Annotated in this window: 9 protein-coding genes; 5 read left to right on the forward strand and 4 right to left on the reverse strand. The window is 66.7% G+C overall.

What is annotated here, in order from left to right; all coding sequences use genetic code 11:
- The 5 genes from AC1DYX_RS11695 to AC1DYX_RS11715 all read left to right on the forward strand — a co-directional run.
- On the forward strand, positions 1-933 hold a 933-nt coding region (locus AC1DYX_RS11695), incomplete at its 5' end, for a DUF5682 family protein (protein ID WP_477258975.1).
- Positions 930-2,072 carry a VWA domain-containing protein gene (locus AC1DYX_RS11700; protein ID WP_477258976.1) on the forward strand — a complete coding sequence of 381 codons (1,143 nt, stop codon included), beginning with the start codon at positions 930-932 and terminating at the stop codon, positions 2,070-2,072. The genes AC1DYX_RS11695 and AC1DYX_RS11700, both read left to right, overlap by 4 nt.
- Positions 2,069-4,111: an SWIM zinc finger family protein gene (locus tag AC1DYX_RS11705; RefSeq protein WP_477258977.1), complete on the forward strand. Its 2,043-nt coding sequence runs from the start codon at positions 2,069-2,071 to the stop codon at positions 4,109-4,111. The genes AC1DYX_RS11700 and AC1DYX_RS11705 overlap by 4 nt, the downstream gene beginning before the upstream one ends.
- Before the next feature lie 229 nt (positions 4,112-4,340).
- Complete coding sequence (locus AC1DYX_RS11710) at positions 4,341-6,527, forward strand: ATP-binding protein (protein WP_477258978.1); 2,187 nt, start codon at positions 4,341-4,343, stop codon at positions 6,525-6,527.
- A gap of 102 nt (positions 6,528-6,629) precedes the next feature.
- A complete protein-coding gene (locus tag AC1DYX_RS11715) occupies positions 6,630-8,924 on the forward strand; it encodes an ATP-binding protein (RefSeq protein WP_477258979.1) in 2,295 nt (764 codons plus the stop codon).
- A gap of 8 nt (positions 8,925-8,932) precedes the next feature.
- Here the strand turns inward: AC1DYX_RS11715 and AC1DYX_RS11720 are convergent, their stop codons facing one another.
- The 4 genes from AC1DYX_RS11720 to AC1DYX_RS11735 form a co-directional block, all read right to left on the reverse strand.
- The gene (locus AC1DYX_RS11720; protein WP_477258980.1) at positions 8,933-12,979 is read right to left on the reverse strand and encodes a hypothetical protein; all 4,047 of its coding nucleotides are present in this window, start codon (positions 12,977-12,979) and stop codon (positions 8,933-8,935) included.
- Positions 12,976-19,092, reverse strand: coding sequence for a hypothetical protein (locus AC1DYX_RS11725; protein WP_477258981.1), 6,117 nt, complete (start codon positions 19,090-19,092; stop codon positions 12,976-12,978). The genes AC1DYX_RS11720 and AC1DYX_RS11725 overlap by 4 nt, the downstream gene beginning before the upstream one ends.
- A 1-nt stretch (position 19,093) precedes the next feature.
- Positions 19,094-21,043, reverse strand: a complete 1,950-nt coding sequence (locus tag AC1DYX_RS11730; RefSeq protein WP_477258982.1) for a peptidoglycan-binding domain-containing protein — start codon at positions 21,041-21,043, stop codon at positions 19,094-19,096.
- 293 nt (positions 21,044-21,336) lie between these two features.
- On the reverse strand, positions 21,337-21,961 hold a 625-nt coding region (locus tag AC1DYX_RS11735), incomplete at its 5' end, for an amidohydrolase family protein (RefSeq protein ID WP_477258983.1).

The raw sequence follows: 21,961 nt of genomic DNA on the forward strand, positions 1-21,961 counted from the left end.
ACCTTGCCCGGCGTGGCCCTGGCCCGGCTCCGGCGCGAGGAAGCCGTGCTGGCGGCCGACGGGCGCGGCCGCTCGGCCGGCGCCGCCGTCGGGCTGCTCGTGCGCGCCTGCCTCATCGGGTTGCAGGCGCGGCTGCCGCACCTGCTCGCGTTGCTCGGGCGGCACCTCGGCGAGGATCCGGACCTGTCCTCCGTCACGGCCTGTGCGCACCAGCTCCTGACCCTGTGGCGCGCACGCGAGCCGCTCGGCGTGCAGGACCACCCGGACGTCCTGACGCTGCTGCGGCAGGCCTGGAAGTGCAGCCTGGCCCTGCTGGACGGCCTGGCAGCCGTCCGGGCCGACGGCGAAGCCGCCGCCGTGCGCAACCTCGTCGACCTGCGCGCGATCCGTGCCGCGCTCGCCGGCATGCAGGCGGACGACGGTGAGGCCTGGCTGGGCGCGCTCGAACGCCTGGCGGCGGCGCCGGGCGTCCCCGGCGTGGCGATGGCTGCCGGCGCCCTGCTGTTCCTCGACGGCGCCTGGACCGACGCGCGCCTGGCCGACGCGCTCGCGCCGCACTTCGGCCCAGGCGCCAACGCGGCCGACGCGGTGCGCGCGCTGGCCGGGCTCATGGCGGCCGCGCCGGAACTGCTGCTGACCCAGCGCCGCCTGCAGGACGACCTGGACCGCATCCTGGGCGGCTGGGACGACGCGACCTTCCTGCATTACCTGCCCGACCTGCGCCTGTCGTTCGCCCAACTCAAACCGCAGGAAACGGCACGCCTGGCGGAAGCGCTCGCGCGCACGCATGCGGGACTCGACGACGCGCTGGCGACCGTCCACTATGGCGTGGCCGAGGCCGACGCGGCGGCCGGCGCCGCGCTGCAGGCGGCCCTCGCCGCCTCCCTGCGGCGCGATGGCCTGGGCCATTGGCTGACGGAGAGCATGCCATGAGCACGCACGACGACCCGAAGGAAACCGCGCGCCGCTGGCGGCTCGTGCTCGGCCGCTATGCGGGGGACACGCTGGGCCAGGACGCGCTGGGTCGCGACGACGTCCAGATGGACCTCGCCCTCGACTTCCTGTACGGGCGCGAATACGAAGGCAAGGTCCGGCCCCAGGCGGGCGGCGGACGCGGCGCCGGGCTGGACCCGAGCAGCGTGCGCGCCCTGGACTGGCTGGAGCGCAGCCGCAAGCTGTTCCCCCGCGACGTGTTCGAGCGCGTGCAGGCGCACGCGCTGGATCGCTACGGACTGCAGGAATTGCTCGACGATCCAGCTACGCTACTGTCGCTGGAACCGAACCAGGAGCTGGCACGCACGCTGCTGCGTATGCGCGGCCGCATGAACGCCGCCACGCTGGACGCCGTGCGCAGCGTGATCCGCAAAGTCGTGGAAGACATCACGCGCACGCTGCGCAACGACTTCGTGAACGCACTGCAGGGCCGGCGCAACCGCTTCCGCCGCTCCGTGGTCGCGAGCGCGCAGAATTTCGACTGGCGCGCGACGATCCGCGCCAACCTCAAGCACTACGATCCCGCGCGCGGCCGCCTGTTGATCGAGCGGCCATATTTCAATGCCCGCGTGAAGCGCCAGCTGCCGTGGGACGTGATCCTGTGCGTGGACCAGAGCGGCTCGATGCTCGACTCCGTGATGTACAGCGCCATCGTCGCCGGCATCCTATCGAGCCTGCCCGCCGTGCGGGTCAGGCTCGTCGTGTTCGACACCAGCGTGGTCGACCTGACGCACCTCGCACACGATCCCGTGCAAGTCCTGCTGACGGTGCAACTGGGCGGCGGCACCGACATCGGCCGCGCCATGCAGTACTGCGAGCGCCTCGTGCAGACGCCGCAGCGCACGGTGCTGGCACTGGCCAGCGACTTCATGGAGGGCGCGGCGCCCGGCCCGCTGCTGGCGAGCGTGCGCCGGCTGGCGGAGGCACGCGTCCGGTTGCTCGGGCTGGCGGCGCTCGACGCCGCTGCGCTGCCCGTCTACGACCGGGCCATGGCACAACGCCTGGCCGACCGGGGCATGCAAGTGGCCGCGCTCACGCCGACCCATTTCGCGCAATGGCTGGCCGAGGTGACGACATGAACGGACCGGACTGGGGCGCCGCCTACCGCCATTACGACGACGACGCGCTGGCGGCGCTGGCCAGCGCGGGCCTGCTGCGGCGCGCCGCGAAAGACGTCGAGGCGGGCCGCGTGGGCTGGCATCCGGACGGCGGCGCGCTTGCCGGCGTCGTCGCGGCCGACGGCCAACGCGTGCAACTGGCGCCGCAGGGACCCGGCGTGAGCCGCTGCGACTGCCCGGCGCCCGGCGTCTGCAAGCACATCCTCGCCGCCGCGCTGTGGCTGCGCGCCGCGCCGGCGCCCGCGCCTGCTGCTGCTGTCCCGGCTGCCGCGCCGGCCGTACTGGACGACGTGCTCGCACTCGATCCGGCCGCCGTGTTCAAGGCCGCCGGACTGGCCGCGACGCGCAAGGCGGCGGCGCTGTGCGGCGAACTGGAAGGCGCCGGCGTGACCGTCCAGGGAGGCGTACTCGTGATCACCGTGCCGGCGCTGGACCTCGTTTGCCGCTACGTTGCCGGCGCGGGATTCGACGGCATGGTCTCGGAAACGCCGCCGCGCTCGCGCAAGGCGCTGCACGTGCTGGCATTGGCCGCCGCCTGGCAGTTGCACGGCCGGGAGGTCCCATGGCCGGCACCGCGTGATGCGGATGCCGGGGAAGCGGAGCAGGCCGACGACGAACGCCGCATCCTCGCGCAGGCGCGCGCGATCGTGCACGAGATCTGCGCAGGCGGCTGGTCCCATGTGAGCGACATCGCGGCGCCGCAACTGCGCGCCCTGGCGACGTCGGCCCGCGTCGACGCCTTTCCGCGCCTGGCCGGCCTGTTGCGGAGCCTCGCCGGCACCGCCGACCTGCTCGCCCGCCGCGACTTCGGCGCCGACGAGCGCCAGGCCTTCCTGCTCGCCGCCGAAGTGCACGCCCTGGTCGACGCCCTGGACGGGGCACTGGCCCGTGGCGACACCGCCCTGGCAAGCGCGCTGCGCGGCACGGCGCGGCGCAGTTTCGCCGCCGGCGCCACGGTGACGCTGCTGCCGCTGGGCGCGTACTGGTGGGAGCAGCGCAGCGGGGCGCGCGGTCTGACGGTGGCATGTTGGGACCCGAGCGGTGCGCGCGTACTGCAGGCCGTGCTGGCGCGCCGCGACGCCAGCGATCGGCAATTCGGCAAGGCCGGCGCATGGCACGCGCACGCACTGTGGCAGGGTGCGGGCCCGGCCGCGACGCTGGCCGGCACGTCGCTGATCCTGGAGATGCCGCGCCTTGCCGACGACGGCCGGCTCGGCGTCGGCGGCGCCACGCGCGCAGGTGTCCTGCCGGGCTGGCGCCTGGACGACGACCGCTGGCAACGCGCCGGTTTCGACGACTGGACCATGCTGCGCACAACGGTAGCGGCCGGCGCGGGGCTGCTCGGCGAGCGCACCGACCTGTTGCTGCTGCGCCCCACCGCGTGCATGCGGCCGCACCTGGACGAGGTACGCCAGGAAGTCACGTGGCTGGTGCGTGACCACCGTGGCGACATGCTGCCCCTGCGGCTTCCGTACGAGCGGTGGAAGGCGCAGCGCCTGGACAATCTCGAATCCTGGGTGGCCTCGGGGGCGGCGATCGCGGGCATCGTCGCCCACCTCGACCGGGACGGCGCCGGCGGGCTGCTGGAACCCGTCACGATTCTCGTGGAACGGGACGGCAGCCCCCATGCCGTATCGCTCGACTTCGAACGCGGCCCCGCCCGTTCCGGCCTCGGGGCCAGCCTCGCGCGGATGCTCGCACGCCACGCGGCGCCGGCCGCCGCCCGGCCCCCGTTGGCCCACCAACGTACGCTGGACATTCTGCTCGCGCAACTGGAGCGCAAGGCGATGACCGGCCACCTGCACCTGGCCGACCCGGACGATGCCCTGCGGCCCCTGCACGGCACGCTGCTGGCACTGGGTCTGGATGCGCTGGCCGGGCTGCTCGCACATTATCTCGCCAGCCCCGACACTGCCGCAGCGCTGCGGCTGGCGTATGCCGCACAAACCTGTGCGGCTCTCGACACCACGTTCCTGCAACCGCATTCGCAACGGCCGTGACATCCTGTCGCCGGCCGAATGGAGCGCAAGGGGTCGACGATAGGCGCCGGCGAAGCATCGAAGTCGTTACGGGAGAGCATTGCCCGGGTATATACTGCATCATCCTTTCCGGTTTCCGATCGGTACGCACATGCATCAGTGGCTTTCCCACTCGACGAGGATCACTTACGTCCTCGTCATCCTGTTAGTGCTGGCGACACCTCTATTATTGGTCTGGCAGCATTTCGGGATGACGCGCACCCTCGAGATCTCCCCACGGCACCCCTACGGCGTCACGGTGACCGATGACCGCGATCCCATGTACGGCGACGCCCCATATGGCAGTTCGGTCGGTTCGTTGACCGTCACCAGGGACGCCTTCGCCATGCGTTGCCACTTGAGGGAGAAGGCAGGGTATCCACAATGTAAATTCCTGTTCTTCATGGGCGACCCGGTCAAGGGCATGGACCTTTCCGGGTACGATACGATTGCGCTCGACCTGCGCTACTCGGGCCCGGGCCAGCACGTCCTCAAGCTTCGCCTGCTGAATTTCGAACCGGAGTTTTTCAATCCGGCCGACTGGAATTCGCGGCGGGTAAACGAAGTGCTGATCGATGTTCCCGCTGAGCCCCAGTTCACGATCCCGATGAATGCCTTGCGCACGCAAGACGCGTGGCAATTCTCGCGCCATATTCCGTTGTCCAAGAGCTATGTCCGCCTCGACCACGTCACGGCCGTGGAACTGGCGGCGGACGCTGGCAGTGCCTTTGGACAAACTGTCACGACAGAAGTGCGGAAGATCGAGTTCCGCGGCAAATGGATATCGAGGACAACCCTGCTGGGTTGGCTGGTGTCCGCGTGGATAGGTTGCGGTTTCCTCGGCCTGTCGCTGGGACTGCTGCACTTCCGGTCCAATATGTTAGCCAACAATTCACGCCTGGAACAACTGGCCGCCATCGCGCGGGATCGCAAGGAAGCCGAGGCGGCGCGTGAAACGGCGCTGGCCGAGGCCGTCGCACTGGCCCACCAGCGCAGTCAGTTCCTGGCGCAGATGAGCCACGAATTGCGCACCCCGCTCAACGCCATCATCGGCTATACCCACCTGCTGGGACGCGACCGCCAGCACCTGACCGAACGCCAAGCTTCCGGCCTCGCGACCATCAACGAGAGCGGTCAACATCTGCTCTCCCTGATCGACGACATCCTCGACCTGGCGCGGGTCGAAGCCGGCAAGATGTCGCTGCATCCGTCCGCCGTCAATCTCGGCGTATTCCTGCAGGTCGTGGCCAACATCATGCACGTCAAGGCCGAGGAGAAATGCCTGGCGTTCAGCTGCGAACTCGCGCCCGGCCTGCCGGCCGCGGTGACGGTCGACGAAACACGCCTGCGCCAGGTCCTGCTCAACCTGCTGGGCAATGCGGTCAAATTCACCGACAGCGGCAAGGTCGCCCTGCGCGTGCTGCCGACCACTCCGGCCGACATGCCGGACAGCCAGGACGCCGCACGCTTGCGCTTCGAAGTGGCCGACAGCGGCATCGGCATGACCGCACAACAGCTCGGGCGCATCTTCCAGCCGTTCGAACAGGTGGCGACCGCACTGCGGCGCGAGGGTGGCACGGGACTGGGCCTGACCATCAGCCAGGAACTGGTGCGGCTCATGGGTGGCAAGATCGCCGTCGCCAGCGAGCCCGGCAAGGGCAGTACGTTCTGGTTCGAAATCTCGGTGCCGGTGGCGACCGCGGCTCCCGTCACCGTGGCGCCCCAGGAACTCCTGGTCGGCTATGAAGGCGAGCGCAAGCGCCTGCTCGTCGTCGACGACGTGGCGCCGAACCGCGCGATGATGCTGGACCTGCTGCAGGATGCCGGCTTCGTGGTGGCCGCGGCGGCGAACGGCCTCGAATGCCTCGTGCTGCTCGACACGTTCAAGCCCGACCTGATCCTGATGGACGTCATGATGCCGGTGATGGACGGCAACGAGACGACGCGGCAGATACGTCAGATGCCGGGCCGGGGCGACATACCGATCGTCGCCGTGACGGCCAGCGCCAGCGCGGAGGCTGAACGCAAGAGCCGTGATGCCGGCGCCAACGCCTTCCTCGCCAAGCCCGTCGATCACGATCTCCTGCTGCGTACCATCGGCAGCCTGTTATCGCTGAAATGGATCACGGAACAACCGGCAGCGGCRCCGGCCTCGGAGGAGGACGAGGAAACGCGCATGGTCGCCCCGCCGGCCGAGGAGATCGAGGAACTCTGGCAACTGGCACAGATGGGCAACATGCGCAGGATCCGCGAACAGGCCGCCTACCTGCAGGGGCTCGATTCGGCCTATGGTCCTTTTGCGAGCCGCCTGGACACGCTGGCGCAGGGCTACCATTCGAAGCAGCTGGCGACCTTCGTTGCGCGCTTCCGTGCCGAGAACGCGATGCCACCGACGTGATGCCCCGGTGACAGCGTCATTCCCAGCGCCAATTTGCACGTCGGGCGTGTATTGCCTGGGTATATACTGAATCATCCTTTCCGATCTCTAATTGGTGCGCACATGCATCAGTGGCTCACCCGTTCGACCAGGATCAGCTACGTCCTGGCCATCCTGTTAATGCTGGTGACCCCTCTATTATTGGTCTGGCAGCATTACGGGATGACACGCTCGCTCGAGATCTCCCCACAACACCCGTATGGCGCCAGGGTGACCGATGACCGCGACTTAACGCGCGGCAACCGCTCGAATGGCGATTCGGTCGCTACATTGACCGTCACCAGGGATGCTTTCATCATGCGTTGCCACTTGGGCACGAAGGCAACGTATCCATTCTGCAAGTTCCAATTTTTCATGGGTGACCCGGTCAAGGGCATCGACCTGAGCGGGTACGACACGATAGCGCTCGACGTGCGCTATTCGGGTCCGGGCCGGCATATCGTCAAGCTTCACCTGATGAATTTCGAACCGGAGTTTTCCACGCTGAACGACTGGAATTCGCAGAGGTTCAACGAATTGCTGATCGATCTTCCGTCCCAACCTGCATTCACAATCCCGATGAATGCCGTGCGCACGGCGGATTGGTGGCACTTCTCGCATCAGATCCCGCTGTCCAAGAGCTATGTCCGCCTCGATCACGTCACGGCCGTGGAACTGTCGACGAACGACTACGATGGCACCGTAAAAAACTTCACGATCGAGGTGCGGAAGATCGAGTTTCGCGGAAAATGGATTTCGAAGACAACCCTGCTGGGTTGGCTGGTGTCCATATGGATAGGCTTCGGTATTCTCGGCCTGTCGCTGGGACTGCTGCACTTCTGGTCCAACGTGCAGGCCAGCAGTTCGCGTCTGGAACAGCTGGCCGCCATCGAGCGGGATCGCAACGAAGCCGAGGCGGCGCGTGAAACGGCGCTGGCCGAGGCCGTCGCACTGGCCCGCCAACGGAGTCAGTTCCTGGCGCAGATGAGCCACGAATTGCGCACACCGCTCAATGCCATCATCGGCTATGCCCACCTGCTGGGCCGCGACCGCCAGCACCTGACCGAACGACAAGCCTCCGGCCTGGCGACCATCAACGAGAGCGGCCAGCACCTGCTCTCGCTGATCAACGACATCCTCGACCTGGCACGGGTCGAAGCCGGCAAGATGACGCTCAGCCCGGCCGCCGTCAATCTCGGTTTGTTCCTGCAGGTCCTGGCCAACATCGTGCGCGTCAAGGCCGAGGAGAAAGGCCTGGCGTTCAGTTGCGAACTCGCACCCGGCCTGCCGTCCGCGGTGACGGTCGACGAAACGCGCCTGCGCCAGGTCCTGCTCAACCTGCTGGGTAATGCGGTCAAATTCACCGACAGCGGCAAGGTTGCCCTGCGGGTGCTGCCGGCGCCGCAGACCGGCGTGACGGAAGGCCAGGTCAGCGATGCGCTGGCGCACTTACGCTTCGAGGTGGCCGACAGCGGCATCGGCATGACGGCCCAACAGCTCGGGCGCATCTTCCAACCCTTTTCGCAGGTGTCATCCTCACAGCGGCGCGAGGGCGGCACGGGACTGGGGCTGGCCATCAGCCAGGAACTGGTGCGTCTCATGGGTGGCAAGATCGATGTCGTCAGCGAACCCGGCAAGGGCAGCACGTTCTGGTTCGAAATCGACGTGCCGGTGGCCGCCGCCGGTCCGGCCGCCGTGGCACCACAGGAACCCCTGCTCGGCTATGAAGGCGAGCGCAAGCGATTGCTGGTCGTCGACGACATGCCGCAGAACCGCGCGATACTGCTGGACCTGCTGCAGGAAACGGGATTCATCGTGGCCGCGGCCACGAATGGCCTGGAGAGTCTGGTCGTGCTCGACACGTTCAAGCCAGACCTGATCCTGATGGACGTCATGATGCCCGTGATGGATGGTAACGAAGCGACGCGGCGGATCCGTCATATGCCGGGCTGGGCCGACATCCCAATCGTCGCCGTGACGGCCAGCGCCGGCGCGGAGGACGAACGCAAGAGCCGTGATGCCGGCGCCAACGCCTTCCTCGCCAAGCCGATCGATCACGATCTCCTGCTGCGCACCATTGGCAGGCTGCTGTCGCTGAAATGGATCACGAAACAACCCGCGCCGGCGCCGGCCTCGGAGGAGGAGGAGGAAACGCGCATGGTCGCCCCGCCGGCCGAGGAGATCGAGGCACTCTGGCAACTGGCACAGATCGGCAACATGCGCAAGATCCGCGAACAGGCCGTCCACCTGCAGGGGCTCGATCCGGCCTACGGTCCTTTCGCGGCCCGCCTGGACACGCTGGCGCAGGGCTACCATTCGAAGCAGCTGGCGGCCTTCGTTGCGCGCTTCCGGACCGAGAACGCGGTGCCGCCGCCATGACCCAAACGTTAACCGAATCCCACCTTTCCAATCACAGAAAAACGCCGGAACATCGCGGGCGCATCACTGTCGCCAGCAGCAGGCAGAAGGCGCTCGAACAGCTCCGCCAAGCTTCTCACGGATGCCAATGGGTCCACTTGGCCGGCACCGGCATCGAAGCGACCGCTCAACAACAATTCCGCAACCAGCCCGTGTGAGCAGGCACGCAGCCCGGCATCCGCGGCGCCCAAAGCGCGCGCGCTCCCCTGATTCAACCACAGCGCGCGCGCCGGCRGGAACACGTCCACCGCGCGCCCACCATCCCGTACCATGTCGCCCACGATGAGCATGTAGCGGTATTGATGGGTGACCTCGCCGCGCGCGCCGGAAAACGGCAAGAGCTTCAATCTGGCCGCGTCGTAACTGAAATTCCCGTCAGCCTGCGCTGCCAGCGACAGCGGCAACGCGTCCGGGCGGTCGGCGTCGGGCCACAACTCGGCACTGTCGGGCAGCGTGTACACCGGCAGCGCCTCGGTAGCCTCGCTGCGTGGGCATTGCCGTATGCCTGCCTGATCGAGTGCGCCGGATGGCAGATCGAGCCAACGCTCGAACTCGACGAACAGATTGTAATGCGCGGGCGTATCTGGCGGTGGATAGACGACGAAGCCGGTGGCGTTGGCCAGCGCCTGGTCATCGCCGCGGTCGAGTGTGAAGCCAAACGGACCGAAGCAGTCGAGCTGCGCATCGGCGGCTGGCAGCGCCAGCGCAATGCCGGGATCGATGTTGTGGTCCGGCAGCGGGCCGTAGCGCAGCGCGGTCGGTTCCACGCTGTCGCCGATTTCGCGCTTGACCGTCGCAATCCGCGCGGCCAGGCGTTCTCCGACGCCGTACTCGCGGAACCAGATCTCGTCAAGCACGACCAGGAATGGCGTGCCGTCGCCCGCAGTCTGGACGCGCGGACTGTGCGGCATCCTGGACAGCAAGGGAATGACCGCAAAGACGCGCGGCGGCTTGATCCGTGCCGGTGCGCCGCGGAACCCGGTCGCGATCCGCCGCGGGATCTCGGTGGCGGTCTCGGGTGTCTTCAACACGCCGGCATAGCGCGAGCGGACGATCCAGTTGTATTGCAGGTAGTCGGCGGCCGTGATCCCTTCGCGGTCGTCGCGGAACAATACGGTGTCGTCCGCTGCCTGTGCCGTGACCCGAGGCGTCAGCACCTCGCGCGGAAATGCGTTGGGAATGTCTTCACGCCACACCATGCCGTCATCGATCCCGGCCAGCACATCGAAATACCCGACGACTTCCGGCGCGCTGTCGCGAAGCTTCGGGTCGACCAGTTCCGGAGGCGGCCCGCTGGCGAGCCGGCGGCGCCATTCGTCACTGCCGGCCGGGACTGTCACCGGCGGGAGCGGCGGGTACGGCAGGTTGCGCCAGGTCCAGCGCCGGCTCGAGAGCCGCATCCGGTCAACGTGAACGAACGCGGCGCGGCTCGCCGCGTCGACCCCGCTGAATCCGTAGCGGACGTCAATGTCGCCGGTGGCGGTTTCGTCCAGCCGCAGCAGGGCCGGGTCGAGCGTCGGCAATTCGTGCGTCGCGCATTCCACGAATACCACGTCTTCCTCGAAAGCGCGGAAAGCGCGTCCGTCCACCGCATGCCACTCGTCGGCCTCGACCAGGCGGCCGAGCGCGGCGGCGTCGAGCCGCTCGAAATCCGCCACACCGACCAATGGATGAATACCAATGCGCACATAGCTCCCCGGGGCGACGGTGAAAGTGGCGGTCCCGTCGAAATCGACCTTCGCTCCGACCTCGACAAGAAACTCGTGCCGCTCGGCGGACAGGATCGCCTGCCGTGCCGTGCCCGGCGCATCGTCCGCCTGCCACCTGACCCCGATTGCGGTTACGGCCGGATCCACGACCAGCATGGGGTTCCCGTCCTTCCCATCGGCCATGGCCTGCTCGCGCCGCGCCAGCACGTCTGTAAGGATCGCCCGCACTTTTTCGACCGCAGCCTGCTGGTCCGCACGGCTGGCGTCGGTCGGCGGCAGGTACCAGCGTACCGCCGTATGTTCGTCGATCTGGGGCGGCTCGACGGCGAACCTGACCTCGGTCTGCCGTGGTACCCCTTCTGCCGGGCCGAGATAGTGATTGCGGTCGGCCGGCACCAGGCACACCGAGGCGCTGCGCTTGCCGGGCGCGGGGCTGGCCTCCCGCTCGCGCGAGCGCAGTACCACATCCGGAGGTGTCGCCGGCCAACGCTCGTCCACCGGCAGCAGGTTGCACACCCCGACCGGCACGCGGCGCAGGAAATGCAGGCGGTCGCGCTGCGGCGGATCGATCGTGCCGATATCGTTCAGGCGTGCCTGCCACGGGACGCCGTCCGCCGYCAGTTCAGCGGCCTGGCCGCCGGCGCGATCGATCACGCTGGCCGCGAACTCATAGTGGTCGCCATAGCGCAGCGGGACGGCCAGCAGGTTCCAGTCCGACGCGGCGATCCGTTCCAGCTTCGCCAGCATCAGGCCAGGCTCGCCCTCCCCCATCTCCTCCCGGTGGGCCCGTTCCAGCGGGTTGCGGCATACCATATTCGAGCCGGTATACACGAACTCACGGTACAACACCTCGTCGACGTAGGCGGCGCTGCAGCCGAGGACAATCTCCGCGCTCGTTTTCACGGGGTCGGACCTGAGCGCGTAGCGCCCTGCCGTCAGCGCATGCCAGCTTGCCGGCTCGGCGGCATCGCTCGCGAGCGCCGCCGGATCGGTACTGCGCCGGGCCCACACCTGAACCGCGGCGACCTCGTCCAGCGCGCGGCCGACAGCCACCTCCGCCGGCGCACCATCCTCGGTCTGGCTCTCGTGCACAAGCCGCATGCGTTCGTCGCCCACCACCAGAGTCACCCCTTCGCCTGCCTTGCCGGGCTGCGGCTCTGGTGCGGCGGACACAGAGCGCAGCAGCCGTTCCGCCATCAAGCCCGCCAGGTCGCTCCAGCGCGCAGCATTGACCTGCACCGGCGTGCCGGTGGCGAGCAGCGGCGGTTCCAGCACCGTTCGGACTCTCGCGCGATAGGACTCGATCAGCGCTCCGGCGGCGATGCCCTGCGCCGTCAGAGTCTCCTGGATTACCGCCTTGCGTACCTTCGCGATCTCCACCCGGTCGATCTTGCCCAAGGCATCGCGCCAGATGGCCTGGGCCGCGGCCAGTTCGGCGGCGGTGCAGGACCGGGCTCCCTGGACGCAGGCGTGCAGCAGCTCCTCGGTCCGGATCGCGCCCAGCATCGCAACCGGCGTCAACGCCGCGTCGAGCTGGTGCGCCAGGTCCAGAAGCGAGTCGTCGCGGCTATCCCGGATGGTCAACCAATAATTATCGAGTTCGTCCAGCTGTGCATCCAACGCGGCATCCAGTTCCAGCACATTGCAGAAAGCGCGCTTCTGGCCGTCGTAGACGAAGGTCGCGGCCTGGCCGTCCGACGACACGGGACCGAGCGGCGCCCCCTGCAGCACCGCCGGCGCGGCGGACAGCCTTGCCGTCTTCAACCGCCAGAGACCGCTCATGGCATCCTGGATGCACAACGCGTCGCGCGGCACATGGAAGAACCAGGTCGCCTTCAGCGCCGACGGCAACGGTTGGCACAGGCTGGACAGGGTGCTGAGCAGGCCGGGCCAAGACACGGGTGACGCGTTTTCGTCGATGTCCTCCACGGTACGGACCGTACCGCCCGCGCTGCGAAAGTCGAGCGTCCCGAGCGGGGCGCACAGCGCGTGGCCGCTGCTCTCGATCTCCGCCATCAGCGCCTGAAGAAAAACGGCGTCTTCGGTCAAAGGCGGCTCCGGGTGAAGAACGATCGGCCTGTTGCCCTCGTCAACGAGCACGATATCCGGCAAGCCGCCGCTCCACATCGTCCACGGAAGGCTGTCGCTCACCATCTGGCGCGCCTCGTGGATGCTGCCTGCCTGCCCCGCTCCCGGGAGGTCGAAGCCGGCGGCGACGCGCAAGGCCATCGGCCACAGCGCCTTTTCCAGCAGCCCCTTGCGCGGGCCGACGATTGAGAGTGTTACGTCGAGTTGGATGTCGGTCATTGCGGTTTCACGATGGCAAGTGTTTCAAGGTAGGCCGACACGGCTGCGGCGGGCTCGGCCGGTGGCTGAAGCGCCGCGTACAGCGGTGCGGTGCCGGCCCGCGGCGTTTGCAGCAGGGAGCCGCCGGCCGGCTGGGTGGCCGCATTACGGGCGCCGTCGCTCCCGGCAAACTGCTTTTTGACCGTGCGGTTGACGCGCAGGGTGTAGCACCAGCAAATCTTGATCGAGACGCTGAAGTCGCCGGTGCCGACCATACCGGTGTCGGTGTAAGTGATCCGCAGTACCAGGCGCATGGACGCCGAGGCGATACCAAGCACCGAGAACTCGCCCCAGATCAGGATGCCCAGCGAGATCGCGGTGCTGCCGCTGCCGGTTTCCCAGTCGCGATAAAAATCGACGGATGCGGTGAACAGGATGCCCGCGCTGCCTGCGGCGAAGCCGAAGTTCAGGGCGATGAAGGCGCCGGCCGAAATCCCGATCGATACCCTGGTCGTGAAGCGCGACGGGGGACTGTAGCTCGCATCGATACCGAACCAGCCGCCGCCGCCGAGGAACAGCACAGCCAGGCCGAAAGGCCGGTCCGGCTTGCTGAGCCACAGGCCGGTCGAGATTTCGAAGCCGTCGGCGATACGCAAATCGAAATGGGTGTTGAGCGTGATGCCGGTCAGCGTGAACGCGCCGGTTCCGATGTCCGGCAGTGGCACCGAGAGCGCGGTGCTGACGCCGCCGGGCAGCAATGGCGTCAACGCAAAGCCGCCGAGGTCAGGCTGCCAGCTCTCGAGCGCTTCGGTGATGAATTTCAGTTCGGCGGCAAGCTCGATATCGTTGGCATCCAGCTGGAAGTCGAGCTTGCCGCTTTCGTCGAAACTCAGTGTGCCGCGGCGCAGCGTCACCACCGGATGGCCGTTGAGCGACATCTCGAAATCGGCATCGAGCTTCGCCGACGTCTTCTGCGTGCGCGGCTTGTCCTTCTCAATGATGATGTCGCTCATGCCATAGAACAGCGGCTTGAGCAGACGCAGCTTTACCGGACCGAGGTCGAACAGGGTGGCGTCCGACTCGAAGCGCTTGTCGATCGTCACCTTGGCCCAGGCCCGCAGCCGATCCTTGTCGAAACCGTGCTGCAGGCGTAACCATTCATACTGGTCGTCCCCTTCGAGCGGCACGTTCAGGTCCGGCAGCAGGTAAGTCATGTCGATGCCGGCCAGGGAGGGAAACAGATCGCGCACCATCATGTCGCCGACGCAGGCCTTGAGCCGGTCGGTCAGGCGATCGAAGGGCATGTCGACGTTCAGGGCGTTCAGCACGTCGCCCTGAAGCTCGTTGAACATGGCGCTCGCGCGCGTCAGCATCACCCCGACTTCGGACTGGTGGAAGTAATAGCCGATGCGCTCGCGGCTCGCGCGCAGGGCGTCCGTGACCGGGCCTTCGGCCAGCACGCGCACGGCCTCCAGCCCGCTGTCGATATTCTCCCTGGCGATCTGGTAGGCCGCGCCGACTTCCTGGCTGACCCAGTCTTCCACCTGTCGCGCCGAGGCCTGCACGCGCTGCTCGATCTCCGCTGCCTGCGCACGCACCTCTTCTTCCAGCGCCGCGAGGTCGCCGCCGAGTGACTGCGCCATTGCGGCGATCGCGCTCCTGGCGTCCTGATGGAAAGTCGCCAGCGTGTCGAGCGCGCCTTCGGCGCCGAGAAAGCTCAGCTTGCCGAGGTCCGCGCGGAGCTGCGTTGCGATCTTGTCGGCACCGTCGACCAGGCGGATCTTCAGTTCCGTGGCGACGCTGTCCAGCACGACGCGCAGGTCGTCCAGGCTGACCGCATTGGCGATCGATGCCGCCAGCGACTTTTCCCAGGCCACCAGGCCAGCCACATAGCCGTCGAGCAGCTGCGTCCAGCCACCGGCCTCCGCCAGCGACTCTTGCAGCCATTCTTCGAGATTCTCGAGAACGGCCTTCGCCAGGCCACCGGACAACGCGTTGCCCAGAACCTCGCGCAAATGGTCGAAGTCAGGCGCTTCCAGGTCGAAAGGTGGGAGCGCTTCGTACCAGCGCGCAAGCCAGTCGGCGATCACTTCCACGCGCTCGGCCGCCCCCTGATGCGCAAGCTCGTACAAGGTCACGGCGCCGCCCTTGCGGACGCTGGAGAACCAGGCGCCGAGCTCCCCTTCCAGCGCGTGGCCGAGGTGGTCGAGCAGCAGCCGCAGCCGCCCTGGCAGCTCTTCCACATGCTCGCGCCAGAGTATTTCCAGGGTCAGTGCAGTGTCCGGATCCTTGAGGTAGCAGCGCTCGAGGTCATTTACCAGTTGCAAGCCCGCCGCGGCCAGTGCCGCCAGCTCGCCTTCGAGCCGGCGCTGCGCCACCTCGATGCCCCGCCGCACCGCGTCGAGCGCCAGCATGGGTACGAAACCGACCTCCCCGATACGCTGCTGCGCCTGTTTACTGACGCTCTCCACGATCGCGGACGCGCTGCCGCGCGCCTGCTCGAGATCGTTGCCGAGGACCTGTCCGACCAGCTGGCCCTGCAGGCGCGTGACCTCGGCGCGCACGCCGTCGGTGTAGGCCTCGAGCCTGTGCTCCTGCATGGCCGTCCAATCGCGGCCGTTCCTGGGCACGCCGGACAGGGGATTGTCCGCCAGCGACCTGTCCAGCCGTTTCAGCAGTGCCGCGACATCCTGCTGCAGCTGCGGCTGTTCGTCCAGCATGAAGGCATGGCCGGCTTGCACCCGTTCGCGTAGCTCGTTGCGTAGCTCCGCCAGACCGTCGAGCAGGACCGAATGCACGGCACCTACGTTCCTGCTCGTCACCAGGGCCGCCACCTTCTCCGCCGGCAGCCCCGGCGGCTCGGAGGGTGGCAAGCCGCGCGCCAGATTGATGTTGTAGATGCGCGACTCGATCCCACGCACCGGCCGCTGGTGCATGAGGTTGGCGGCTTCCTCGGCCGGCGCCAGCGAGAAGGTGAAAGGCGCCATGCCAAGTTCGATCGGGATGGCATCCGGTTGCCGCTTGCTGCCGCGGAAACTGCTGGAGAACGGCAGCTGCGGCGGCGGCGCAGGGCGGATCAGCGGGAAGTCCACTTCCGGCCACGACGGCCACTTGTCGGTATCGCCGCCGTCTTCGCTTCGGGTGCTGGTGAAGAATACCAACTGCCCGGTGTTCAGTATGCGTTGTCCCACCCCGCCCTCGCCCTTTTCCTGGGCGCGTGCAAAGTCGAGGAAGACCTGCGGATCCGGGAACTGCGCCTCCTTTCCCGGCGGGATCGGCCCGCGCAGGGCGATGGCGAAGCCGCCACGCAGATCCCGTCCCCAGTCTGAACGTACCGGGATCACCGTGGTATTGAACACGCTCTGCATCAGCGGGCCGCTGATCGGCCGCTCTGCGCGACTGTCGGGGTAGCGCCGCCGCGGTTCCGTGATCTCGACATATTCCCGCACCTTGCGCAGAGCCGCCAGGCCTTCGAATTCCGGCTGCACTTCCAGGTCGTCCTTGTCAGGCTCGAGGTCGGCATAGCGCTCCGCGCGCCGCGTGGTCCGCTCGTACACGATCACGTGGCGCGCCTTATTCCACAGCATTGCGATGCGTCCGACCCGAATGAGCGTCAGCGCATCGATGCGTCCCTGCCGCGAGGTGGTGATGATCAAGGTTTTGCCATTGTTGAAGGCGGCGGTCTGGGCACCCGCGCCGCCCAGGCTTCCGAACACCAGTCCCTCGATGCTGCCGTCCGAGGACACCGTCGCCTGCTTCGGTGCGAGCTCGGCATACACGCTTTGCGACTGGAACGGCCAGTCGATGCCCCCCCGCAAAGGCTCGCGGCCCGGTATGTCGGTCGTGGCGTACTTGCCGATGTCAAAGGGATCGGCGGTCTGGCGCGACGGCCGCAGCCGGTACTCGATGCCACGCTCGATCCGGAGCCTATCGCGGTTGGCCACGTCGTCATACACGCGCCACCAGGACGGCCGCTGCCATATCGCGGCGATCCATTCCGCCGTGGCCGCGCCATGCGCCTCGGCCACCGGCTCCTTTCGCATGTTCCGCCGCAGCGACTCCGTAAAGGGAATGCGGCCGATGAAGCCATCGAGTTCGGCGATGCGCAGCCCTGGCGCTTCCAGCTTGGCCGACAGCCCGTACAGGAGCTCGAATTCCGCGCTGTCAAGCTTGACGCCGGTAGCGCCGAGACGGCGGCCGAGCAGGCGCCGCAAGGACCACGGCGCTTCAGAACGCGCCGTGTTGACATCGGTCCGGTCAAGGACAAGGCGGGCGACCGGCGTCAGCCGGAAGTCGAACAAGGTATCCTTGACCGGCACCCGTACGCGCTTGCCATGGCGTTCCAGGTGCAATGTTCCCTTGATCATCTCCTCGCCGATGCCCTGCGGCGGCAGGATGGCGGTCATCCGGCCTTCGACGGAGTGGAAGCGCCATTCCGGCGCCTGGTCCGCATCGTCCACGTACTCGGCGAGAATCTCGCCGGCCTTCTGCTTTTCGCTCGTCCGCACCCGGGCCACCGTCAGTGGGCTGGGATCGACCAGGACCACGTCCGTCGAGCGCGTTCCGCCCTCGGGCAGTTTCAGCTCCATGTGCAGCGAACGGCTCTGCACCTGACTCGTGCTTTCGGTGACCGTCAACCAGCACGGCTGCTCGCCGGACAGGTCGAAGGTCCAGGGCCTCGGCCTTTCTGTTTCCGCAGACAGGGTCTCGAAGCCCAGCTCCGGATCCATGCTCAGGGCGGTATAGGCGGCACGCGCGAAGCGCAGCGACAGGATGCTCTCCAGCGCGGCGCGGCGGTAGGCGCCGGGCGCACTGGAAATCCCGAGCCGCAGCGTGCCGCCCGTGAAGCCGTCCACGCCAAGCAGGACCGAGCCGATGCCCAGATTGCTCGCGGTGTTGCCCGGCTCCGGTGCCAGGTCCCAGCTTGCCAGCGTCAGCACGTTACCTCGCAAGGTCTCGGCACTGTCTGCGGCGGCAACGTGAAGCAGAAGCGCCCCGCCCCGTTGGTCGAGTGCCCCGGCGCAATGCAACTGGAGCCGCCGGGCGGCCGGAGGAAGCACGATTTCGGCGAGCCGGACGCGCAGTGCCAGCTGATCGGCCACCGCGGCCTCGACTTCGAACCGGAGTTCGACCTGCGCGCCGGTGTCCTCGGTACGGATCCAGGTGGGGATGAAACTGAGGCGGTTGCGCGCGCGCACCGTGCCCAGTCCCGGCGCGTGCTGGTCAAGCAGGGCCTGGGTCAGCGATTCGAGCGTGAGCGCGTCGTCATGGGCGCCCTGTTGACAGCCGGGCAGCCGGGCCCAGCGCAGGGTCCAGCCATCGAATGCCTTGTGCTGGCGGCAACGTAGCAGCAATCCGTCCGCGGCGAAAGGTGCACTGGCCCGAGCGTCCGCATGCAGCCGTAACGCATAGCCGCTGACCGGCGCGCGCGACACGACCTCCGGCCTCAGTTCGAGTTCGGTGCAAACTTCGTACGCGCCGTCATGCTCCTCGAGGTAGAGCGAGAATTTCGCGCTGCCAGCACCGCCGCCCTTCTTGTCCGGATCGAGGTGGACGAGGTTGGCGGTCGCGCGCGGACCCGGCGCATACGACAGCAATGCGTTTCCGACCGCGGGGCGGTCCTTGATCCTGGCCGTCCAGCGCGCATTGACGTCGTTGAACCAGCCGGGGGGAGAAGTTTCTTCGTCCGCCGGATCGGGATCCACTTTGCTTAACTCGAAATGGCAACCCTGGTACAGCCCATGGTGCCCCTGGAAAGCGAGCTGTCCATTGTCGTTCTTCACGTCCAGCCGCACCCAGACGCCGCAGTCGCGCGGCGCCAGCGGCGTGCTGAGGTGCATCCGCAGCTCGAGATTGTCCCGCAGGTCCCGCGAAGCCTGAGTCTTCAGGTAAATGATCAGCGTCGCTTCGCGGTCGAACAGGTCCGCCATGGGCACGCCCGGCGGCAACGTGCGATCGCACCGCACACGCAGGATCCGGGACCCGCGTGCGATGATGACTTCGTCGAACTTTTGGGCGCGCAGGCGCTGGAGGACCCCGACCTGTTCCCAGTGCATGTCCAGGTCGCCGGTGCTGGACCGGACCTCGACAAACTGCCCCGGCGCGCCGGGCACGGTAAAGCGCAAAGGATTCATGTCACCCCCTGATCATCGCCGGCTGGCCCGGCGCGGCATAATCCGGATTCGCCCGCCACACCTGGCCGTCCGGGCCGATCGCGGCCGCCCCGCGCGCCGTTATCTCCACCTTGGGAATCGGTTCCTCGAGCCACAGGGATTTCTGGAGCGTCGTTGAAAACACTGCATGGCATGCCCGCCCCCATTGTTCGATCACGTCCATCGGCCGCGTCTTACAGATGGTAATCAGGTCGCCATGCGGGTCGAGGCCTCCCACCCTGTTGAAGAAATTGCTTGCCAGGGTCAGTTTCTGGCTGTCCTGTGGTGGACGCACGTTGCCGAACCAGCCGAGGACGAGCGGCCTGGCGCCGGTGGCGGCGATCCATTCGCGCCAGCGCGGTCCGCTGCCGGGCAGCGACATGACGGGAACGCCGTTGCCGCCGTACAGCAGGATCAGCGCACAGTCGCTCAACCTGCGGCGCAGGTCGGTGATGTCGACCACCGATTCGCTCGCCGCCATGCCAGCAGTGCGCTGGCGGATCAGCATCAGCTGGTCATTCGATTTCAACGCCAACCCCGCATAGGTGCGGCCTGCGTGCTGCAGGACATAGTGATCACTTGCGCCCAGGGCGGAGCGCGTGATGGTCCCGAAAATCGCCAGCACACCGACGCGGCCGCGGAACAGCATCTGCGCGGCTTCGTAGTGCTCGGTAAGCCGCGGGTTGATGATCGCGGCGCCCTTTTCCGCCAGGTGGCGCAGCGAGACGGTGCGTGTTCCGCCGCTGGTGAGCAGTTCGTAACCGGTTCGATCCGGGAAGCGGCCCAGCACAAGGCTGGCGGCGCCTGCCTCTTCGGCGAGCGCCAGGTTATGCGTGGCGCGCGCCAGTGCAATCTGTTCGGCCTCCTGACTGTCGAGCCCCAGCACGGCCAGCCGCAGCGGATCCGGCTTCGGCATGGCCGGCACCGGTTCGGCGACATCCACCGCCCAGCCTTCGAGACGATAGAACTTGCCATGCACGTAACCATAACCATAGGCCAGCGTCCCCATCCGCTGGCGCATATCGTCCTTGTATTCGGATTTGCGGCTGGCGATCAGCACATCCGTAATGCACTGCAGCTTCTGGGCGACAGTCGCGTCCGGCTTGGCTGCGATCAGTGTCTTGATCGCAGCCTCCGCGTCCAGTTTCTCGTCGGGGTAGAAGTTGCCGCCATTGATGGCGAAGTTGRGGAAATACAGCAACGTGCGTTCACAGTTCATCCCGTAGCTGTTGCCGAATGCCTGCGCCAGTCCCTCTGCCCTCTGGTAGTACTCGGTACGGGCGAAGTCGCGTTGCATCTGCCGTACAGTCTCGTTGCCGCCGAGCGCGTCGAAGCATTCTTTCCACGGCGATTTCAGGCTCGAGCCATCTTCGGTAGACAGGTTGTCGGCCGCGAACTTGTGCAGGTCGTCCGCGCTCAGCTTGAGTGCCTTCTCGAGCCGGTCGGCGTCGACCGTGCCGAAAACGTTGACCATCAAGGCACGTTGTTGCGTAAAAAGATCGATCAGGAGCTTGCACAGCGGGCCTTTACGAAAACCCTGCTTGCTCTCCTGCACCAGCGTATAGCCGATCAGCCCCCAGGTCATGCCCACACGGTCGCCTGCACGATCGCCGGTCGCCTTCGAGTAAAAGTGCCCCTCGAAACCCGCGATCACATACAGCAGGCGTTCGAAGGCGGGCGGCCATGGCTCGGCCCCCATCAAGAATTTCCAGGTCGCCGCGTCGACCACCCCGGTCATCAAGAGGCCGTTGGCGCGCTGCACCCGCTCCACTGCGCGCTGCATTGCGATCCCGAAGTCGCCATCGACCTTCGTCAATGCGGGTTCGGGAGCGCCGCCACTTTCGCTCGGGACCTTCTGCTTTTGGAGGGCGCCTTGCAACGCGGTGACCACGTCGCCGCGCGCACCTCGGCAATATTCCGGCTCAAGCGCCATGCGGCCTCCGTACACATGGTGCTTCGGGAGCGCACATCGTATAGGAACTCGTCATCGCTGACCTCCTTCCCGACGTCAATCGGCCAACCTATCGAACTAGCACAGCCGCGTGACCGTGCGCTCATGGTGCTATATCGCGAAAAACGCCGAACCCATCTTTTTGGACGATTGCAAAATATGCAACAGATGGATTGTGCGGCGTATGACTTCCCGCAAGCAGGCCGCGCAACGACTGCCGCGCCTGGTAGACTCCGTGGTTTCCAAGAACCGCGAACCTGTCCTGGAATGCTGCTTCACCCAAAGTGGTCGATCAACTTCGGTGCAAAGCGTAATGCATTTCCCCAAAAAAATGCGTTACGCACATCTGTGTCATACGGTTCCATTAACTGTACAAAAAACTCGAGATAGGCGCGGACGTGATTGACCATGTCGGGCATATGCCAATCGGTGCCGTAGGCCACTTTGTCGAGAAACGAATACGCGCCCTCCAGCGCACATGCGGACGCGAAATTTTTCATGAAGGTCGCTTTTGCGTCCTTTTCAAAAAGCTCGGTGATGTATCCGAGTTCGCAATAAACGTTCGGTTTCTGCACACATAGTTCGACCACCGTCCGGGCAAAATTGTCGTCGTCCTTCCATTGCTCGTCCGTTGCAGCCATCCACCCGTACGAGTGATGCGTTCCGTTGGTTGCCTCGCCGCCGCCCGCGTGACCGAAACACAGACGCAAGCTTTCCCACCGCGGATTGCCGAGTACTTTCCGCCATCTGGCCGGGTGAGCATTCCATCCAAGTTTTTCACGAGTCTGGAAACCCACGGGCGTGCAATGCACAAACACAGGCGCGCCGCGATCGATGCAAAAATCGAAAAAGGCGTCGATCATCGGTTGGAAATGCGGATCATCCGAGGGCGCGTAGCCC

The sequence above is a fragment of the Massilia sp. P2_C2 genome (assembly GCF_056404615.1).

Bases quoted from the DNA above. Each gene is read 5' to 3' on its own strand.
- AC1DYX_RS11705 (WP_477258977.1), top strand. From the start codon at position 2,069: ATGAACGGACCGGACTGGGGCGCCGCCTACCGCCATTACGACGACGAC.
- AC1DYX_RS11715 (WP_477258979.1), top strand. From the start codon at position 6,630: ATGCATCAGTGGCTCACCCGTTCGACCAGGATCAGCTACGTCCTGGCC.
- AC1DYX_RS11700 (WP_477258976.1), top strand. From the start codon at position 930: ATGAGCACGCACGACGACCCGAAGGAAACCGCGCGCCGCTGGCGGCTC.
- AC1DYX_RS11725 (WP_477258981.1), bottom strand. From the start codon at position 19,092: ATGAATCCTTTGCGCTTTACCGTGCCCGGCGCGCCGGGGCAGTTTGTC.